Raw genomic sequence first — 15,779 nt, 5'->3', positions numbered from 1 at the left:
GTTCCTGAACATCTGGTGAACTGTTCGTTCGCACGCCGATTCCGTCGGCACATTCTTCCCTTCCCTCTCACGGAAAGCGAACGGTGGAAACCGCAACCCTCATCGTCGTGCTGGTCATCGTGCTGGCGCTGTTCTTCGACTTCACGAACGGGTTCCACGATACGGCGAACGCGATGGCGACGCCCATCGCGACCGGTGCCCTCAAGCCCAAGACCGCTGTACTGCTCGCGGCGATCCTCAACCTGGTCGGAGCCTTCCTCTCGACGGAGGTCGCCAAGACCATCTCGGGCGGGATGATCCGCGAGGACGAGATATCGGCATCCGTCTTCCCCGCCGTCATCTTCGCGGGACTCATCGGCGCGATCACGTGGAACATGCTGACGTGGCTGCTCGGGCTGCCTTCGTCATCGTCGCACGCCCTCTTCGGCGGTCTGATCGGTGCGACGATCGTGGGCGTGAGCGCCGCGGCGATCGACTTCGGCGTGGTGATGTCGAAGGTCGTGCTGCCCGCGCTCATCGCGCCGCTCACGGCCGGGATCATCGCGTTCACCGTGACCAAGATCGCCTACGTGATGACCCGTCGGTACGACAGCAAGCCCGACGGCCGCGACGGGTTCCGCGTCGGCCAGATCTTCACGTCGTCGCTCGTCGCGCTCGCCCACGGCACCAACGACGCCCAGAAGACGATGGGCGTCATCACGCTGGCGCTGATCACCGTCGGCTGGCAGACCGAGTCCGACCCGCAGACGTGGGTCATCTTCGCTTGCGCCATCACGATCGCCCTCGGCACCTACATGGGCGGCTGGCGGATCATCCGCACACTCGGCAAGGGCCTCACCGACGTCAAGCCCGCGCAGGGGTTCTCGGCCGAGAGCTCGACCGCCGCCACCATCCTCGCCTCGAGCGCCCTCGGCTTCGCGCTGTCGACGACGCAGGTCGCCTCAGGCTCGGTCATCGGCTCGGGGCTCGGCCGTCGCGGCTCGACGGTGCGCTGGCGCACAGTCGGTCGCATCATGATCGGCTGGATCCTGACCCTTCCCGCGGCCGGCGGTGTCGGCGCGCTCGCGGCAGCCGTCATCGTGTGGCTCGGCGGCTGGGGCATCATCATCGACACGATCATCGCCGTCGCGATCGTGACGGCGCTGTTCCTGCGGTCGCGGCGCAACGAGGTGAACGCCTCGAACGCGATGAGCGAGGTCGCCGATTCCGGCCTTGCGGTGAAGGTCAAGCGGAACCCGCCGCCCACGCGTCGTCAGCGCGCCATCGCGCGCGAGGAGGCCCGTCGGCTCAAGGCGGCGGAACGCGACGCGCGCGGCCCGAAGAACGGAGCACAGCGATGATCGTCATCGATTGGTGGGCGTTCGTGCAGGTCTTCCTCGCGGCGCTCGTGTCGGCCGTCACCGTCGTCACCTTCTACGCGCTCGGACTCCGCATGCTCGTGCGCGCGGGTCTGTCTCCGGTGGTCGCTCCCGCGGAGTTCACCGACGCGATCACCGTGATCTCCGAGAAGGAGGCGCGGCGCGCCGAGAAGGCGGCCGCGAAGGCCGCCAAGCGCAACCCCCTCACCGAGGGACAGAAGAAGGTCGCGCAGTTCGCCGCGTACGGCTGCTTCGCGGTGTGCGCGGCGGCCGTGATCGGCGGCATCCTGCTGATCGTCGTCAACCACTGACGCGCGCCCGCACCGCTCACCAGCGGGCGGACGTCCGCGCCGGGCACCCGAGATTGCGCGGCGGCGCCCACCCGTGATGCTCGCCGAGCCACACGGCGACGTAGGGGTCATCGGGTCCGCACGCGAAGGTGCCGTAGGCGTCGACGCCGCCGCGCGTGGAGAAGAAGAGCAGTGAGCCGTCGGGCAGCAGTACCGGACAGTAGTCGTCTGCCGGACCGTTGATCGGCGCCCCGAGGAGCGTCGGGAGAGCCAACGTCCCCGAGCCGTGCCGATCGGCGATCCAGATGTCGAGATCGCCCGCGGAACGCAACGAGACGAACGGCACGCGGTCGCCCCCGGACTGTTCGATCCCGCAGTCTCGCATCGGCGGGGGATCTGGCGACGGCGACGGCGACAACGACGGCAGGAGGCCGGTCGTCGGAGGCGCGCCGCCGGCGGCGAGCAGGCAGGCGACGGCGATGGCGACGACGGCGTGGAGATACGTGTTCATGGGTCCCCCAATCGATCTCATTGAACGCTCCATCGATATCGGGGCGGTATCGATGGCCCCGGGGGAGGCGGCGAATAGGCTGACGCCATGGTCCCCACGTCCCCGTCTGGCACCGCCGGCGCCGTGCAGTTCGGTCAGTACCCGCCCGCATGGCGCACTCTCGTCCACCTGAGCGACACTCACCTGCTGGCCGGGAACGCGCCGTTGGGCGGCCGGTTCGACACCGCAGGCAACCTCGAGCGCACCCTTGTCGCGGTCGAGCGTCTCGGCATCCGTCCCGACGCTCTCGTGTTCACCGGCGACCTCACCGATCTCGGCGAGCCGGAGGCATACCGGGCGCTTCGCGACGCGGTGGAGCCGCTGGCAGAGCGCCTCGGAGCACCCCTCATCTGGGTGGCGGGCAACCACGACGAACGACCGGCGATGCGCGCGCACCTCCTGGGCGTCGCCGCGACCGAGGAGCCGGTGACGGGCGTCTGGGATCTGGCGGGCCTTCGCCTCATCGTGCTCGACACGACGGTCCCCGGCTGGCACCACGGCGATCTCGACGAGGCCCAGCTCGAGAGGCTGCGAGGCGTTCTCGCCGAGCCCGCCCCGCTCGGGACGATCCTCGCGATGCATCACCCGCCCCTGCCGAGTCATGTGCCGCTCTTCGACATCCTCGAGCTCCGCGATCAAGGCCGCCTCGCGGCGGTGATCGAGGGGAGTGACGTGCGCGCGATCCTCGCCGGGCATCTGCACTACTCCACGAGCGGAATGTTCGCGGGCGTCCCCGTGAGCGTGGCCGCGGCGACCTGCTACACGATGGACCTCGCGAGACCCGCCGTCGAAGTCAACGGGATGGATGCCGGGCAGTCGTTCCATCTGGTTCACGTCTACGAAGACACGATCACCCATGCCGTGGTCCCGGTCGTCGAATCGCCGACCGGCGACTACTTCTCGGCGGAATGGGTGGAGCGGATGTCGCGGCTCACTCCCGCGGAACGGCTCGAGGCCTTCTCGCGCAAGCCGTCCTGATCACCGCCATCACGTACAGGTGAGAGTGGTCCGGTGTACGACGTGTACAGAGGGTCGAACCGGACGCGCGGGTAGGCTCGAAGCATCCCATCACACCGCCGTGATCGACCCACGAGGACACCACACATGGCTCTGGACGCACTGACGCGAACCCGCACCGAGACCGACTCCCTGGGATCCATGGAGATCCCCGCAGACGCGTATTGGGGGATCCACACCGCTCGGGCGCTGGAGAACTTCCCGATCTCGAAGCGCCCCATCTCGGTCTACAAGGACCTCGTGCGGGGTCTGGCGATGGTCAAGCAGGCCTCGGCACGTGCGAACAAGGAGATCGGCGCGCTCGATTCCGACAAGGCGGATCTGATTGATCGCGCGTCGCAGCTCGTGATCGACGGTGAGTTCCACGATCAGTTCGTCGTCGGGGTGATCCAGGGTGGTGCGGGGACCTCGACGAACATGAACGCGAACGAGGTCATCACCAACATCGCGCTCGAGCTCGCCGGTCGCGAGAAGGGCGACTATGAATTCCTGTCGCCGATCGACGACACGAACCGGTCTCAGTCGACCAACGACGTGTATCCCACGGCGATCAAGGTCGGGCTGAGCCTGGATCTGCTGACGCTGCTCGATGAGCTGGATCTCCTCCGCCGCGCGTTCCTGGCGAAGGCGGTCGAATTCCATGACGTCCTGAAGGTCGGGCGCACGCAGCTGCAGGATGCCGTGCCCATGACGCTCGGGCAGGAGTTCCACGGCTTCGCGACCACCCTCGGCTACGACCACCAGCGCCTCACCGAGAACGCGGTGCTGCTGTACGAGGTGAACATGGGTGCCACGGCGATCGGAACGGGCATCACTACCCACCCGTCCTATGCCGCCGCAGTGGTGAAGCATCTCCGCGAGATCACAGGCCTCGACCTGGTGACCGCCGACGACCTGGTCGAGTCGACCAGTGACACCGGGTCGTTCATGTCGTTCTCGGCGTCGCTGAAGCGCAACGCGATCAAGCTGTCGAAGATCTGCAACGACCTGCGGCTGCTGTCGTCGGGTCCGCAGGCCGGGTTCGGCGAGATCAACCTGCCCGCCCGGCAGGCGGGATCCTCGATCATGCCCGGCAAGGTCAATCCGGTCATCCCCGAGGTCGTCAATCAGATCGCGTTCGCCGTCGCCGGCGCCGACCTGACCGTGACGATGGCCGTCGAAGGCGGTCAGCTGCAGCTGAACGCGTTCGAGCCGGTCATCGCGCACTCGATCTTCCAGTCGATCACGTGGATGCGCCGCGGCATGCACACCCTGCGTGTCAACTGCGTCGACGGGATCACCGCGAACCACGACCGTCTCGGTGCGATGGTCGGGTCGTCGGTCGGCGTGATCACCGCGCTCACCCCGTTCATCGGCTACGCCGCTGCGGCAGCACTCGCCAAGACCGCACTGCTCACCGGTCACAGCGTCGCCGACCTCGTCGTCGAGGGCGGTCTCATGTCGCGCGAAGACGTCGCGAAGCAACTCTCACCCGCACGCCTCTCCGGACTGGAGACCATCACCGCCGCGATCCCGATCGTGCTCCCGCCCGAGGCGATGCCGGAGGCTCCAGAGGACTGAAGACGTCACGGGATTGCCCCGGCGGGCGCGCGACCGCTACCGTCGGGGCAAGAGTCTTCGGCGAGAGGAAGCCCCGTGACAGACCCCCAGACCCCTGCTGGATCGACGCCCGACGAGAACGTGCCGCCGGCGCCACCGGCGCCCGAGGCACCCGAGGCTGCGCCGGTCGCTGACACAGCCCCCGAGCCGCCCGCATATGCAGCACCGCCGGCCCCGCCGGCATACGAGGCTGCACCACCCGCGGCGGCCGCCTATGCGTCGGCACCGGCAGCGCCGGCCTACGCTTCGGCACCCCCGCCGGCGTACGGCGCACCGGCGACGGCGACCGTCCCCGGCAAGACGATGGGCATCGTCGCGTTCATCCTGTCGTTCTTCATCCAGGTGATCGCACTGATCCTCGGCATCGTCGCTCTCGTGCAGAGCAAGAAGGCCGGCCACAAGAACGGCTGGGCCGTCGCCGCCATCGTCATCAGCTCGGTCCTGATCGTCGTCGGGATCATCGTCGGCATCGCGATCGCGGTCGCCATCGCGTCCGGACTCGCGGTGGCATGCGCAGAGTACGGCCCCGGTGTCCATCAGCTCGAAGGCGGCGGAATTCTCCGCTGCGGCGAGTAGCGGCATCCATTCATCGAACGAACCGCTCGTTCCCGCTTCGGCGGGGCGGGCGGTTCGTTCGTTCTCGCGACCGGTGCCGCGCCCCGTCAGTCGGTGATGCGGCAGTGCGTGGTGAGCGCCCCGATGCCGTCGATGCCGACCGTCACGGTCGAGCGGTCCCGCAGGAACACCTGCGGGTCGCGCGAGTAGCCGGCGCCGCCGGGGCTTCCGGTCGAGATGAGGGTTCCCGGAAGCAGCGTCGCCGACTTCGACAGGTGCGAGATGAGCGACGACACCGGCCGCACCATCTGGTTCGTCGAGGCATCCTGCAGCGTGCGGCCGTCGAGGATCGTCCAGATGTGCAGGTCCTGCGGATCGGGCACCTCGTCGGCGGTGACGACGAAGGGTCCGGTCGGGGTGAAGCCGTCGAAGGACTTGCACCGCGACCACTGCGCCTCGGAGTACTGGATGTCGCGCGCGGTGATGTCGTTGACGACGGTGTAGCCCCACACGTGATCGAGCGCGTCCTCGGGCGAGACATCCTTCGCCGGTCGCCCGATGATGACGCCGAGCTCGGCTTCGTAGTCGATCGACTCGCTGAGCGCGCGCGGCCACGTGGTGGTGGAGTCGTGGCCCGAGAGAGAGTTGGGCCACAGCACGAAGACGGTCGGAGTCGAGTCGGTCTTCAACCCCAGCTCGCTGGAATGCGCGGCGTAGTTGAGGCCGATCGCGAGGATCACCGGGGGAGTGAGAACCGCAGAGGCATACCGCGCCTCGGCGAGCGGATGCCGCGCACCTCCGGCGGCTGCCGCCTCGCGTACTCGCGCAAGGAGGTCGTCTCCACCGGCGATGAGGTCTTCGAGCACGATCGGGGCTCCCGCGAACAGGCCGCCAACGTCGACGCAGCTGTCGTCTTCGACGAGCACCAGGCGCGGTGTGTCGGATCCGTCGGGGATCACGTGGGCGAAGCGCATCCCTCCAAACTACCCGGACGGCTCGGCCGCGCGCTCGGCACCCCGTGCACCCATATGCTGTGCGCATGACGCTTGACGACGGGCGCACCCGGCCCTCGCTCACTCCGCCCGACTTCGCTTCGGCGCTCGCTCAGCCCCGCATGGCCCCTCCCGCGGCGATCCCGCCCGCACCGGTGGCGGTGCCCGGGTCGGTGCCGGTGCCCGGCCGGCGGGGGCGCACCGCGCCCGTATGGGCCGTCGGGATCTTGGTCCTCGTCCTCATCGGACTGGTGGGGTACTTCCTCAACGCGATCGGCCCGGCCGCATCGATCATCGGGATGCTGCTCGCACTGCTTCCGCTGGCGGGCGTCCTCCTCGCGGTGAGGATCGTCGACCGGTGGGAGCCCGAGCCGCGCGGCCTGCTCATCTTCGCCGTCGCGTGGGGCGCGATCGCGTCGGTCGGCATCGCGCTCGCGGTCGATCTCGTGCTGTCGCTCATCATCGGCAACGACGGGTCGTCGGCCCGCGAGGCGTTCTCGGCCGTCGTGCAGGCGCCGATCGTCGAGGAGTTCGCGAAGGGGCTGGGCGTCTACATCATCTTCGTGTCGGCCAGACGGGCGTTCGACGGTCCTGTCGACGGGATCGTCTACGGGGCGCTGATCGGAGCCGGGTTCGCATTCACCGAGAACATCCAGTACTTCGCGATCAGCTTCATCGAAGGGGGAGTGGCCGACACGTCGTTGACGTTCTTCCTGCGCGGCATCCTCTCGCCCTTCGCCCATGTCATGTTCACGAGTGTCACCGGCTTCGCACTGGGGCTCGCGGCCCGCCGCGGCGCCAAGGCGGGCCGGGCGGTCGGCCCGTGGGTGCTCGGCATGATCGGCGCGACGGCGCTGCACGCGCTGTGGAACGGCTCGGCGGTGTTCGGCGACTTCTTCCTGCTCTACATGGTCTTGCAGGTGCCGCTGTTCGTGCTGTTCGTCCTCGGGGTGATCGCGCTGCGGCGCGAAGAGGCGCGGCTGACCCGCAATCGTCTCGGCGAGTACGCGAGTGCCGGCTGGTTCACGCCCCAGGAGGCCGACATGCTCGCCACCCCGGCGGGTCGCAAGGCGGGACTCGCATGGGCCAAGACGCTCCGGGGTGACCGCACCGCCCTCATGGAGGAGTTCATCACCGACGCCACCTCGCTCGCGGCGACACGCCAGCGGGCGATCACCGGTCGCGATCCGCACGCGGCCGACGACGAGCGGATGCTGCTGCAGAAGACCGCCGCCGCGCGCGCAGCGCTGTTCGCGCCGTGAGGCTGGGCGCACGGGGCGGGAATCTCAGAGGTATGGTCGAGGCATGAGCAGCAGCCAACGCTAGCCCCGTCCAGGGGCGGCGACCTTTGAGAGGACTACCTCCATGCGTGGCATGCTCTGCGACACCCTGTTCCGCCTGTTCGGCCACCGCATCTGCTGCGGCCGTATCCCCGGCTGGACCGCCCACGTCGGTCAGCGGTGGGACACCTACGACGTCGCGCCGTTCAACCTGTACAACGTGATCTGGTGCGTTCAGCATTGGGTGCGCTGCGGCATGGCCGACTGAGAAGCGGGTCGATCCGCTCGGGTCAGGACGGTGGGTGACGGTGCCCGTGCCGACATCGAGGCAAAGACTCAGCGCTCGGTGTCGCGGCGATGCCTGCGAACAACCGAGCGCTGAGTTGACCTGGTTTCAGCATGCCTGGGGGGCGGACGACCTGTCAAGGGCCGGGGCTCCGGGGTGCCGTGGAGCCCGGGTCGTGCTTGGATGGATGCATGACTGACGACCGCACCAAGCCTGAGTTCGACGCACCCGAGGGCCCCGCGCCCACCGACCTCGTCATCCGCGACATCATCGTGGGCGACGGCGCCGAGGCGAAGCCCGGCGACACCGTCACCGTTCACTATGCCGGCGTCGAGTACGAGTCGGGCGAGGAGTTCGACTCCTCGTGGAACCGCGGCGAGAGCATCCAGTTCCCGCTTCGCGGCCTCATCCAGGGGTGGCAGGACGGCATCCCGGGCATGAAGGTCGGCGGTCGTCGCGAACTCGTGATCCCGCCGCATCTGGCCTACGGCCCCGCAGGCGGACACTTCCTCGGCGGGAAGACCCTCGTCTTCATCATCGACCTCATCTCGGTCGGCTGATCCGCCGCACGAGACTCACGGAGGGGACGGATGCCGCGGCATCCGTCCCCTCACTCTTTCGTCTCACTCAGCCCGACACCGAGACGGTCTCGCCGATCATCGTCTGCTGCTCGACGAGGTCTGCGTGCACGCGTGCGACACCGCGCCGGGCGACCCGACGCTGCCGCGTGCTGCCGTCGGTGGAGATGAAGCGCTCATCCGACTCGTCGTCGGTGAGGTAGACCGGCTGCACGATCGTCCAATCGAGCTCAGACCCGCGTACGAGGCTCTCCTGCAGTTCCGAGTCGAAGATCTGGGGCTTGATCATGAGCGCGAACAGTGCGCGATCGATGACGCTCAGCAGATTGCGCGTCGGACCGACGCCGTAGGAGGACTGCACGATCACGCGCCGTACGCCGAATCGACGCGCCGCCCTGATGATCTCGGTGGTGGCACGGGATCGCACATCGTCGGGCGTGCCCTGCGCGCCGCGCAGCCGAACGCGCAGCGGCGGCTCTGAGATGCCGAGAGTGACGATGATCGCGTCGTGCCCGGGGATCACCGGGTCGAGCGTCGCGCGGTCGGTCGCATCGCCGTCGACGCGTTCGAGTCCGGTTCGCGGATCGAGCCGCGACGCTCGCCGGGCGAGAGCGGTGACGCGGTGTCCGCGTTCGAGCAGGGCGTCGCACACGGCACGGCCTGATCCGCCCGTGGCGCCGATCACGAGGATGTTCATGGGAGTCTCCGTTCGTTGGTGATCCCGACTCTGGCATCCGTGCTCTGGATGATCTATCGTCAGCGGTACGCAATCATTGATCGATCGTCCAGGAGTCCGATGAGCACCCCGATGCCGTGGGAGCACTCCGATGCGCTGACCGACGCCCTCTATCAGTTGCGCATGCGCGGCGCGTTCTACTCGTGGACCGAGGTCGCCGGCGACGCCGCGGTCGCGATGCCGCAGTTCGCCGACACGCTGAGCTTCCACATCGTCGCCCGAGGTACGGCCCATCTCGAGGTGGACGGGGAGGAGCCGCACCGGCTCGACGCCGGCGCGCTCGCTCTCGTGCCGCGCGGGATCGGCCACCGTGTCGCGACCGCACCCGGCGCCCGCCTGCTCGGCCGCGCCGACCTGCTGCCGCAGACGATGCTGGGCGAGGCGTTCTCGGTGCTGCGCCTCGGACCCATCGACGCGGAGGCGCCGCTGGCGATGCTGTGCGGCGTGGTCGCCTTCGATTCGCCCGCGGTGCACGACATGCTCGCGGTGCTTCCCCCGGTCGTGCATGTCGAGTCGGCCCGGCATCCCGTCATGGCGGCGCTCGTGCCGCTGCTCGCGGGCGAGCTGCGCGACCCTCGGCCGGGCGGCGAGGCGGTCGCGACTCGGCTCGCCGACGTCCTCGTGGTCGAAACCGTGCGCGCGTGGCTCGCGGATCAGCCCGAATCGGCGAGCGGCTGGCTCGCGGCGCTGCGGGATCCGCAGGTGGGTTCTGCGATCGCGGCGATCCACCGCGACCCCGGACACCCGTGGACGCTGGAAGGGCTCGCCCGCCGCGCTGCGATGTCGCGCTCGGGGTTCGCGGCGCGCTTCACGTCGGTCGTCGGCATGCCGGCGATGGCGTACGTCACGACGGCGCGCATGCGGTCGGCCCACGGGATGCTGACGCAGGGCCGCAGCGTCGCCGCGGTCGCCGCCGCCCACGGCTACGGGTCGGAAGCGGCCTTCAGTCGAGCGTTCGCGCGCACGACGGGCGAGACTCCCGGTCGGGTGCGTCGAACCATCGCCGCGTGAGTCATCGGCATCCGTGGTGAAGTATTTTCCATTCAAGGGAATAGACTCTGTCGCACCTCGTGTTGGACCCGGTATGCCACTCGCCGTCCGCGGCGAGACCACCGACACGAAGGATGAGCATGACCGACACCACGACGATCGACGTTCCGGGCTACAAGGCGGGGACCTGGATTCTCGACCCCTCGCACAGCGAGGTCACGTTCAGCGTCCGCCACATGATGATCTCGAAGGTGCGCGGCACGTTCGGCATGAAGAGTGCGACGCTGGTCGCCCCCGAGAACCCGCTCGACGCGACCGTCGAGGCTTCGGTCGACGTCGCCTCGGTCGACACCAAGGACGAGGGGCGCGACACCCACCTGCGCTCGGGTGATTTCTTCGACGTCGAGAACCACCCGACCATGGAGTTCCGCTCGACCGGCGCGCGCGTCGAGAACGGCGACTTCCTCGTCGACGGCGACCTCACGATCCGCGGCATCACCAAGCCCGTGACCTTCGACTTCGAGTTCGGCGGCTTCGGCGTCGACCCGTGGGGCAACTACAAGGCCGGCGCGACCGCGAAGACCGTCGTGAACCGCGAAGAGTTCGGGCTCACGTGGAACGCGGCGCTCGAGACCGGCGGCGTGCTCGTGGGCAAGGACATCACCATCACCCTGGACCTCCAGGGCGCGCTGCAGCAGGACTGACAGCACGACGAGGGGACGGATGCCGCTTCACCGCGGCATCCGTCCCCTTCGTCATTCCCGCGGTCGACGCGACAACCGCAGCCGATCCTGCGCGAGGAGGATGCCGAGGAAGACGACGAGTGCGCCGACCGGCTCATTCCAGCTGACGTGCTCGCCGAGGATCAGGACGCCGAGCGCGACTCCGACGACCGGGGTGATGTAGGTCACCGTCGATGCACGCGTCGGCCCCCATGCGCGAACGGTGTTCTGGTTCCAGATGTAGGCGACCCCGGTGCCGAGGCAGCCGAGCAGCAGGACGGCGCCGATGATCCACGGGTCGAGCGAGACGGGGCTCCACGCCACAACGGGCGTCAGCACGATCATGATCGCCGCGGCGATGCCGATGTTGAGGAACGAGAACACCAGTGCGCTCATGCCCGTGTCTGACACGAACCTGCGCATGTACGCGAGGCTGAAGCCGTAGCAGGCTGTCGCGCCGAGGATCGCGAACTGCGCGACCAGGCTCTGGCTGAGATCGAGCCCCTGCCACGGGCCGATGATCACGACGACGCCGAGAATGCCGACGAGCACCCCCGCGATCTGCAGCGACTTGAGCTTCTCGACGCGGAAGAGGAGTCCCGCCATCACCGCCGTCATGATCGGCGTCGTGGCGTTGTAGATGCTCGCGAGGCCCGAGGTCACGTGCTGCTGAGCCCATGAGAACAGCAGGAACGGCAGCACGCAGAACGACACCGCGAGCACCGTCATGTGCGCCCATACCGCGAGGCTTCGCGGCAGGTGATCCCGCCGGAGCGCGACGAAGAGGCCGAGGGTGAGGGCGCCGAGGACCAGGCGCGACCAGGCCACCTGGCCGGGGGAGATGCCCTCGAGGGCGACCTTCATGAAGAGGAAGCTCGAGCCCCACACCACGCCCGCCAGCACGAACTGCACGGCGACCGACGCGTTCGACGGCGTCGGCGAGGGTGTGCGGCGCGCGGCCTCGACGGCGGGCGCAGAGGCGGTGACGGATGGTTCGGTAGGCACGCGGCGACTCTAGCCCCGGCATCCGACCCGCGAGGCCCGAGGGCGATGCGACGGCCGAAATCCGCCGATGCTCGGCCGTCGGGCTACGGTTCGGGATGCTGCGCGGATCAGACCGGATTATCCAACGCTCCGGACCACTGGTAGACTCTGGAGGTTGCCGTTTGATCGGCCGCGGATAAAGAGAGCTCGCACATCAGGTGCCGGGCGCCGCGCAATGACCAGGAAGGGGATCCCATCTATGCCACTCGAGTCTGACGCTAAGAAGGCGATCATCGAAGAGTACGCGACGCACCCCGGTGACACCGGATCCCCCGAGGTGCAGGTCGCGATGCTGACGCAGCGCATCAAGGACCTCACCGAGCACCTGAAGGAGCACAAGCACGACCACCACTCGCGTCGTGGTCTGTTCCTCATGGTCGGTCAGCGTCGTCGCCTGCTGGGTTACCTGCAGGACATCGACATCAACCGCTACCGCTCGCTCATCGAGCGCCTTGGGCTTCGCCGCTAAGCAGCGACCCAGCGTTCAATCGCGCAGAGAACTTCTTGAGAAGGCCTCCCCACGGTGTGGGGAGGCCTTCTCCCATTCCTGCGTCGAGTCAGGCGGATGCCGACGCCCGCGCCGCCAGCAGGTCGGCGTGCCAGATCTCGGCGACGTCGGGGTGCGCGCGCAGGCGCGACTTCAGCGCGTTCTCGCCGTGAAGTGCGTGGATCGGGTTCGAAGGGTCCTGCGTGACTCCGCGAGCGCCCGCGGCGAGCTCGGCCGGCAGATCGATCGTCGGGAACTGCGCATCGAGCGCGGGGTTGAAGAAGAACGGGATCGAGATGCGGTCCCCGGGTGCCTGTGGCGACACCACACGGTGGTTGGTGGCCGTCAGGTAGCCCTGGGTCGCGTGCTCGAGGAGCTCGCCGATGTTGACGACGAAGGCGCCCGGCACCGGGGGAGCATCGACCCACGTGCCGTCGCGCTGCACCTGGAGCCCACCCTTGCCGGGTTCCACCCACAGCAGCGTCAGCACGCCGGAATCCTTGTGCGCCCCCACGCCCTGCTGCGGGGTCGGATCGTCTTTGCCGGGGTAGCGCACGATCTTCAGCAGCGTCTGCGGTTCGCCGAAGTGCTCGTCGAAGTACGACTCGGGCGCGCCGAGGGCGAGCGCCCACGCCCGCAGCAGCTTGCGCGAGACTCCCGACAGATGCTCGACCCACTCCTCGGCCACCTCGCGCAGCTCGGGCTGGGCCGAAGGCCACAGGTTCGGTCCGATCAGTCGAGCCCAGTCGGGTGCGGCGGCGTCGTCGATCGCAGCCCGCTCGGGGCCGATGTCGATCTGCTCGCGCCAGTCGATCCGGCCCTGCGTGCGCTCGCCGCCGACACGCGTGTAGCCGCGGAAGTGCGGGCTCTTGACGTTCTCGATCTCGAGCTTGTCGGCCTCGGGCAGCGCGAAGAAGTCGCGGGCGGCTCGATGCAGCCGTGCCTCGAGCTCGGGCGGGACACCCGTGCCGGTGAGGTAGAAGAACCCGACCTCGTGGGTCGCCGCTCGCAGGTCGTCGCGGAAGCCGGCGGCGGCGGCGGGGCCGTCATCGAGCCGGGACAGGTCGAGGATCGGCAGGTTCAGGTCGGTCATGACCCGACGATAGGCGGATGCCGCGGCATCCCACCCGTTTGTTGCATCGGGTTACCGGCGCGCTCGAGGCGCCTGCCGTTGCGCCGGGGGCGCCTGCCCGGTACAGGTAGTCCATGACGCGTATATCCCGAGCAGTGCTTGTGACGGGGTGCTCGACGGGCATCGGCCGCGAGACGGCGAGGCTCTTCGCCCGTCGAGGCTGGACCGTCTACGCGACGGCCCGGCGGGTCGAGGCGATCGCCGACCTCGAGGCGAGCGGATGCCGAACGCTCGCGCTCGATGTGACGGACGAGTCCTCGCGCGTCGCCGCGGTCGAGACCGTGGTGCGGTCGGAAGGTGCAGTCGGGGTGCTCGTCAACAACGCCGGTGTCAGCGAGCTCGGTGCCACTGCGACTCTTCCCGTCGACCACGTCGCGCGGATGTTCGAGACGAACGTCTTCGCGATGCTGAGCATGACGCAGCTCGCGCTCCCCGGCATGCGGGCGCAGCGCTGGGGGCGGATCGTGAGCATGGGGTCGATGAACGGGCGCTGGATGATGCCCGGCATGGGCTCGTATGCCGCGACCAAGCATGCGATGGAGGCGCTCACCGACGCCCTGCGGTATGAGCTCCGCCCCCTCGGCATCGGGGTGTCGCTCATCGCGCCGGGAATGGTGACGACGGGATTCGGCCATACCGCGGCGGGACGCAGTGATGCGGCCTCGGCCGACGGCGCGCTCGCCGACTTCAACGAGCGCATCGCCGAGATGACGCGGAATTGGGACACGAGTCCGCAGGCACGGCTGGCGTGCTCGCCCAGCGACGTCGCCGAGCGTGTCGTACGGGCGGCGGAGGCCCGCCGACCGCGTGCCCGCTACCGGGTCGCGCCGTCGGCGGCGCTCATGCTGTCGCTCCGGCGCGTGCTGCCCGAGCGGGCGTTCGAGCTCGTCCTGCGCACCCAGTTCCCCTCGCCGCGGCAGGGGCGCTGACTCTGCAGCGTCAGCCGTTCTGGCGCGGGTCGGGCGGGCGAGGTGTGCGCGGCATCCGCTGGGCTTCGCGCGGGCGACGTGACCCGGTCGGGTCGCTGCGTCGGCCCTCGCGCTCGGCGAGCGTCGGGTCGGCGAAGAGCCACCGCGGGCGTGGCTCGACGAGCGGGCGGAACAGCCACCGCACGGGCTTGGTCGCAAGTCCGAGCGCAATCAGCACGGATGCGACGACGACGATCGGCAGCCACAGCCAGGTGGGGTCGAGGTCGCGCAGTACACCCGACTCGCGGAACGGGTAGAGCACGAACGAGTGCAGCAGGTACACGTACATCGTGTACTGGCCGAAGTGGGTCCAGAAATGCGTGCGGCGGGGGACGAGGGCGAAGAACGCGAGGCTGAGCACGATGGCTGTGCCCATGAGCACCAGGCGCACGCCGCCTGCCCACCACTGCGTGCCGCCGAGCGCCGCGTAATTGTCGTCGTAGAAGAGCCATTCGCGCAGGTTCATGTCGCGCCAGCCGTCGACGAAGAACCAGGCGGCCCAGCCGGCGACCGCGAAGACGCCGAGCGCGCCCGCGAACACCCACCATGCGCGATCGCGGAGGAGCCCGATCCGCGCCACGACGTCGTGCTCGTTCAGCCACCAGCCGAGAGCGAAGAAGGGCAGGAGTCCGAGCGTCCGCGAGAGCGAGAACGTCGAGTCGATGTTGGGCAGGTATCCCGCCCCGACCGAGATGGCGACGGTCCACAGCAGCGGCCAGCGCAGCAGGGCGAGATAGGGGAGCACGAGTCGGAAGATGCCCAGGGCGAGCAGGAACCACAGCGTCCACGAGGGCTCGGTGAGATTAGGGTTCGCCTGTCCCTCCACGAGCAGCTTCGTGAGGGTCCACAGTCCCTCGAATATCACGTACGGCACCAGGATGTCGGTGATGACGCGGGCCATCTGCCGGCGGTTCGGCGAATCCGACTTCGAGAAGTAGCCCGAGATGATCGCGAACGCCGGCATGTGGAACGCGTACACGAGCAGGTACAGGCCGAGCGCGATGTCGGAGTCGTACGTGAGCCGCTGCACCGAGTGTCCCAGGACGACGAGCACAATGCAGGCGAAGCGCGCGTTGTCCCAGAACGGCACGCGCCGCTTCGTGCGCACCGTTGCGGTGGAGGCGGTCACCGGCGCGTCGGCGGAGGCCGCATCCGCGGTGGGTTTCGCTGGATCGGTCATGGCGCCAGCCACCCT

18 protein-coding genes are annotated in these 15,779 nt (G+C 68.7%); 12 read left to right on the top strand and 6 right to left on the bottom strand.

Annotated elements, in window-relative coordinates; genetic code table 11:
* Window positions 1–83 precede the first annotated feature (83 nt).
* The gene (locus tag FFS15_RS16015; protein ID WP_137846047.1) at window positions 84–1,340 is read left to right on the top strand and encodes an inorganic phosphate transporter; all 1,257 of its coding nucleotides are present in this window, start codon (window positions 84–86) and stop codon (window positions 1,338–1,340) included.
* Window positions 1,337–1,669, top strand: a complete 333-nt coding sequence (locus FFS15_RS16010) for a peptidase (RefSeq protein WP_137846046.1) — start codon at window positions 1,337–1,339, stop codon at window positions 1,667–1,669. Before FFS15_RS16015 ends, FFS15_RS16010 begins: the two co-directional genes overlap by 4 nt.
* A gap of 16 nt (window positions 1,670–1,685) precedes the next feature.
* Here FFS15_RS16010 and FFS15_RS16005 read toward each other — a convergent pair whose 3' ends face one another.
* Window positions 1,686–2,159, bottom strand: coding sequence for a PD40 domain-containing protein (locus FFS15_RS16005; protein WP_171013237.1), 474 nt, complete (start codon window positions 2,157–2,159; stop codon window positions 1,686–1,688).
* Window positions 2,160–2,246: 87 nt separating this feature from the next.
* Here FFS15_RS16005 and FFS15_RS16000 point away from each other — a divergent pair, with 87 nt between their 5' ends.
* The 3 genes from FFS15_RS16000 (at window position 2,247) to FFS15_RS18915 (ending at window position 5,390) form a co-directional block, all read left to right on the top strand.
* Complete coding sequence (locus tag FFS15_RS16000) at window positions 2,247–3,176, top strand: phosphodiesterase (protein WP_137846044.1); 930 nt, start codon at window positions 2,247–2,249, stop codon at window positions 3,174–3,176.
* 126 nt (window positions 3,177–3,302) lie between these two features.
* Entirely contained in the window at window positions 3,303–4,775 is a 1,473-nt protein-coding gene (locus FFS15_RS15995; RefSeq protein WP_137846043.1) for an aspartate ammonia-lyase, read from the top strand.
* Window positions 4,776–4,850: 75 nt separating this feature from the next.
* Window positions 4,851–5,390, top strand: a complete 540-nt coding sequence (locus tag FFS15_RS18915; protein WP_249354128.1) for a DUF4190 domain-containing protein — start codon at window positions 4,851–4,853, stop codon at window positions 5,388–5,390.
* An 86-nt stretch (window positions 5,391–5,476) separates the two neighbouring features.
* On the opposite strand, the gene FFS15_RS15985 is transcribed toward FFS15_RS18915, so the two are convergent.
* A complete protein-coding gene (locus tag FFS15_RS15985; protein ID WP_137846042.1) occupies window positions 5,477–6,343 on the bottom strand; it encodes a fumarylacetoacetate hydrolase family protein in 867 nt (288 codons plus the stop codon).
* A gap of 65 nt (window positions 6,344–6,408) precedes the next feature.
* Between FFS15_RS15985 and FFS15_RS15980 the strand changes: the two genes are divergently transcribed.
* The 3 genes from FFS15_RS15980 (at window position 6,409) to FFS15_RS15970 (ending at window position 8,487) form a co-directional block, all read left to right on the top strand.
* Window positions 6,409–7,623 (top strand): PrsW family intramembrane metalloprotease, encoded by a 1,215-nt coding sequence (locus FFS15_RS15980; protein WP_137846041.1) that lies wholly within the window; start codon window positions 6,409–6,411, stop codon window positions 7,621–7,623.
* A 103-nt stretch (window positions 7,624–7,726) separates the two neighbouring features.
* Complete coding sequence (locus FFS15_RS15975) at window positions 7,727–7,909, top strand: hypothetical protein (RefSeq protein ID WP_137846040.1); 183 nt, start codon at window positions 7,727–7,729, stop codon at window positions 7,907–7,909.
* 209 nt (window positions 7,910–8,118) lie between these two features.
* Window positions 8,119–8,487 (top strand): FKBP-type peptidyl-prolyl cis-trans isomerase, encoded by a 369-nt coding sequence (locus FFS15_RS15970; protein ID WP_137846039.1) that lies wholly within the window; start codon window positions 8,119–8,121, stop codon window positions 8,485–8,487.
* Between the two features lie 67 nt (window positions 8,488–8,554).
* On the opposite strand, the gene FFS15_RS15965 is transcribed toward FFS15_RS15970, so the two are convergent.
* On the bottom strand, window positions 8,555–9,202 hold the full coding sequence (locus FFS15_RS15965; protein WP_137846038.1) for an NAD(P)-binding oxidoreductase: 648 nt from the start codon (window positions 9,200–9,202) through the stop codon (window positions 8,555–8,557).
* Between the two features lie 99 nt (window positions 9,203–9,301).
* Here FFS15_RS15965 and FFS15_RS15960 point away from each other — a divergent pair, with 99 nt between their 5' ends.
* Window positions 9,302–10,252, top strand: coding sequence for an AraC family transcriptional regulator (locus tag FFS15_RS15960; protein ID WP_137846037.1), 951 nt, complete (start codon window positions 9,302–9,304; stop codon window positions 10,250–10,252).
* A 119-nt stretch (window positions 10,253–10,371) separates the two neighbouring features.
* Window positions 10,372–10,935, top strand: coding sequence for a YceI family protein (locus tag FFS15_RS15955; RefSeq protein ID WP_137846036.1), 564 nt, complete (start codon window positions 10,372–10,374; stop codon window positions 10,933–10,935).
* A gap of 51 nt (window positions 10,936–10,986) precedes the next feature.
* Here FFS15_RS15955 and FFS15_RS15950 read toward each other — a convergent pair whose 3' ends face one another.
* Window positions 10,987–11,865 (bottom strand): DMT family transporter, encoded by an 879-nt coding sequence (locus tag FFS15_RS15950; protein WP_283205757.1) that lies wholly within the window; start codon window positions 11,863–11,865, stop codon window positions 10,987–10,989.
* 331 nt (window positions 11,866–12,196) lie between these two features.
* On the opposite strand from FFS15_RS15950, the gene rpsO reads away from it, so the two are divergent.
* Entirely contained in the window at window positions 12,197–12,466 is a 270-nt protein-coding gene (gene rpsO, locus FFS15_RS15945) for a 30S ribosomal protein S15 (protein ID WP_056121136.1), read from the top strand.
* Between the two features lie 88 nt (window positions 12,467–12,554).
* Here rpsO and FFS15_RS15940 read toward each other — a convergent pair whose 3' ends face one another.
* Complete coding sequence (locus tag FFS15_RS15940) at window positions 12,555–13,577, bottom strand: 2-oxoglutarate and iron-dependent oxygenase domain-containing protein (protein ID WP_137846034.1); 1,023 nt, start codon at window positions 13,575–13,577, stop codon at window positions 12,555–12,557.
* 113 nt (window positions 13,578–13,690) lie between these two features.
* On the opposite strand from FFS15_RS15940, the gene FFS15_RS15935 reads away from it, so the two are divergent.
* Entirely contained in the window at window positions 13,691–14,545 is an 855-nt protein-coding gene (locus FFS15_RS15935) for an SDR family oxidoreductase (RefSeq protein WP_137846033.1), read from the top strand.
* A gap of 10 nt (window positions 14,546–14,555) precedes the next feature.
* Here FFS15_RS15935 and FFS15_RS15930 read toward each other — a convergent pair whose 3' ends face one another.
* On the bottom strand, window positions 14,556–15,764 hold the full coding sequence (locus tag FFS15_RS15930) for an acyltransferase family protein (RefSeq protein WP_137846032.1): 1,209 nt from the start codon (window positions 15,762–15,764) through the stop codon (window positions 14,556–14,558).
* Between the last annotated feature and the right edge of the window lie 15 nt (window positions 15,765–15,779).

This window comes from Microbacterium sp. 2FI (genome assembly GCF_005502885.1).
GTDB lineage: Bacteria > Actinomycetota > Actinomycetes > Actinomycetales > Microbacteriaceae > Microbacterium.
The sequence above is the reverse complement of the archived record's forward strand: the minus strand, read 5'-3'. Positions and strand labels throughout refer to the sequence as shown.

What these genes read in the sequence shown, in the direction of transcription:
- FFS15_RS15930 (WP_137846032.1), bottom strand. Translation starts at nt 15,764, where the DNA reads ATGACCGATCCAGCGAAACCCACCGCGGATGCGGCCTCCGCCGACGCG.
- FFS15_RS15975 (WP_137846040.1), top strand. Translation starts at nt 7,727, where the DNA reads ATGCGTGGCATGCTCTGCGACACCCTGTTCCGCCTGTTCGGCCACCGC.
- FFS15_RS16000 (WP_137846044.1), top strand. Translation starts at nt 2,247, where the DNA reads ATGGTCCCCACGTCCCCGTCTGGCACCGCCGGCGCCGTGCAGTTCGGT.
- FFS15_RS15980 (WP_137846041.1), top strand. Translation starts at nt 6,409, where the DNA reads ATGACGCTTGACGACGGGCGCACCCGGCCCTCGCTCACTCCGCCCGAC.
- FFS15_RS15965 (WP_137846038.1), bottom strand. Translation starts at nt 9,202, where the DNA reads ATGAACATCCTCGTGATCGGCGCCACGGGCGGATCAGGCCGTGCCGTG.
- FFS15_RS15995 (WP_137846043.1), top strand. Translation starts at nt 3,303, where the DNA reads ATGGCTCTGGACGCACTGACGCGAACCCGCACCGAGACCGACTCCCTG.
- FFS15_RS15970 (WP_137846039.1), top strand. Translation starts at nt 8,119, where the DNA reads ATGACTGACGACCGCACCAAGCCTGAGTTCGACGCACCCGAGGGCCCC.
- FFS15_RS15935 (WP_137846033.1), top strand. Translation starts at nt 13,691, where the DNA reads ATGACGCGTATATCCCGAGCAGTGCTTGTGACGGGGTGCTCGACGGGC.
- FFS15_RS15960 (WP_137846037.1), top strand. Translation starts at nt 9,302, where the DNA reads ATGAGCACCCCGATGCCGTGGGAGCACTCCGATGCGCTGACCGACGCC.
- rpsO (WP_056121136.1), top strand. Translation starts at nt 12,197, where the DNA reads ATGCCACTCGAGTCTGACGCTAAGAAGGCGATCATCGAAGAGTACGCG.
- FFS15_RS16010 (WP_137846046.1), top strand. Translation starts at nt 1,337, where the DNA reads ATGATCGTCATCGATTGGTGGGCGTTCGTGCAGGTCTTCCTCGCGGCG.
- FFS15_RS15940 (WP_137846034.1), bottom strand. Translation starts at nt 13,577, where the DNA reads ATGACCGACCTGAACCTGCCGATCCTCGACCTGTCCCGGCTCGATGAC.
- FFS15_RS16005 (WP_171013237.1), bottom strand. Translation starts at nt 2,159, where the DNA reads ATGAACACGTATCTCCACGCCGTCGTCGCCATCGCCGTCGCCTGCCTG.
- FFS15_RS15955 (WP_137846036.1), top strand. Translation starts at nt 10,372, where the DNA reads ATGACCGACACCACGACGATCGACGTTCCGGGCTACAAGGCGGGGACC.
- FFS15_RS15985 (WP_137846042.1), bottom strand. Translation starts at nt 6,343, where the DNA reads ATGCGCTTCGCCCACGTGATCCCCGACGGATCCGACACACCGCGCCTG.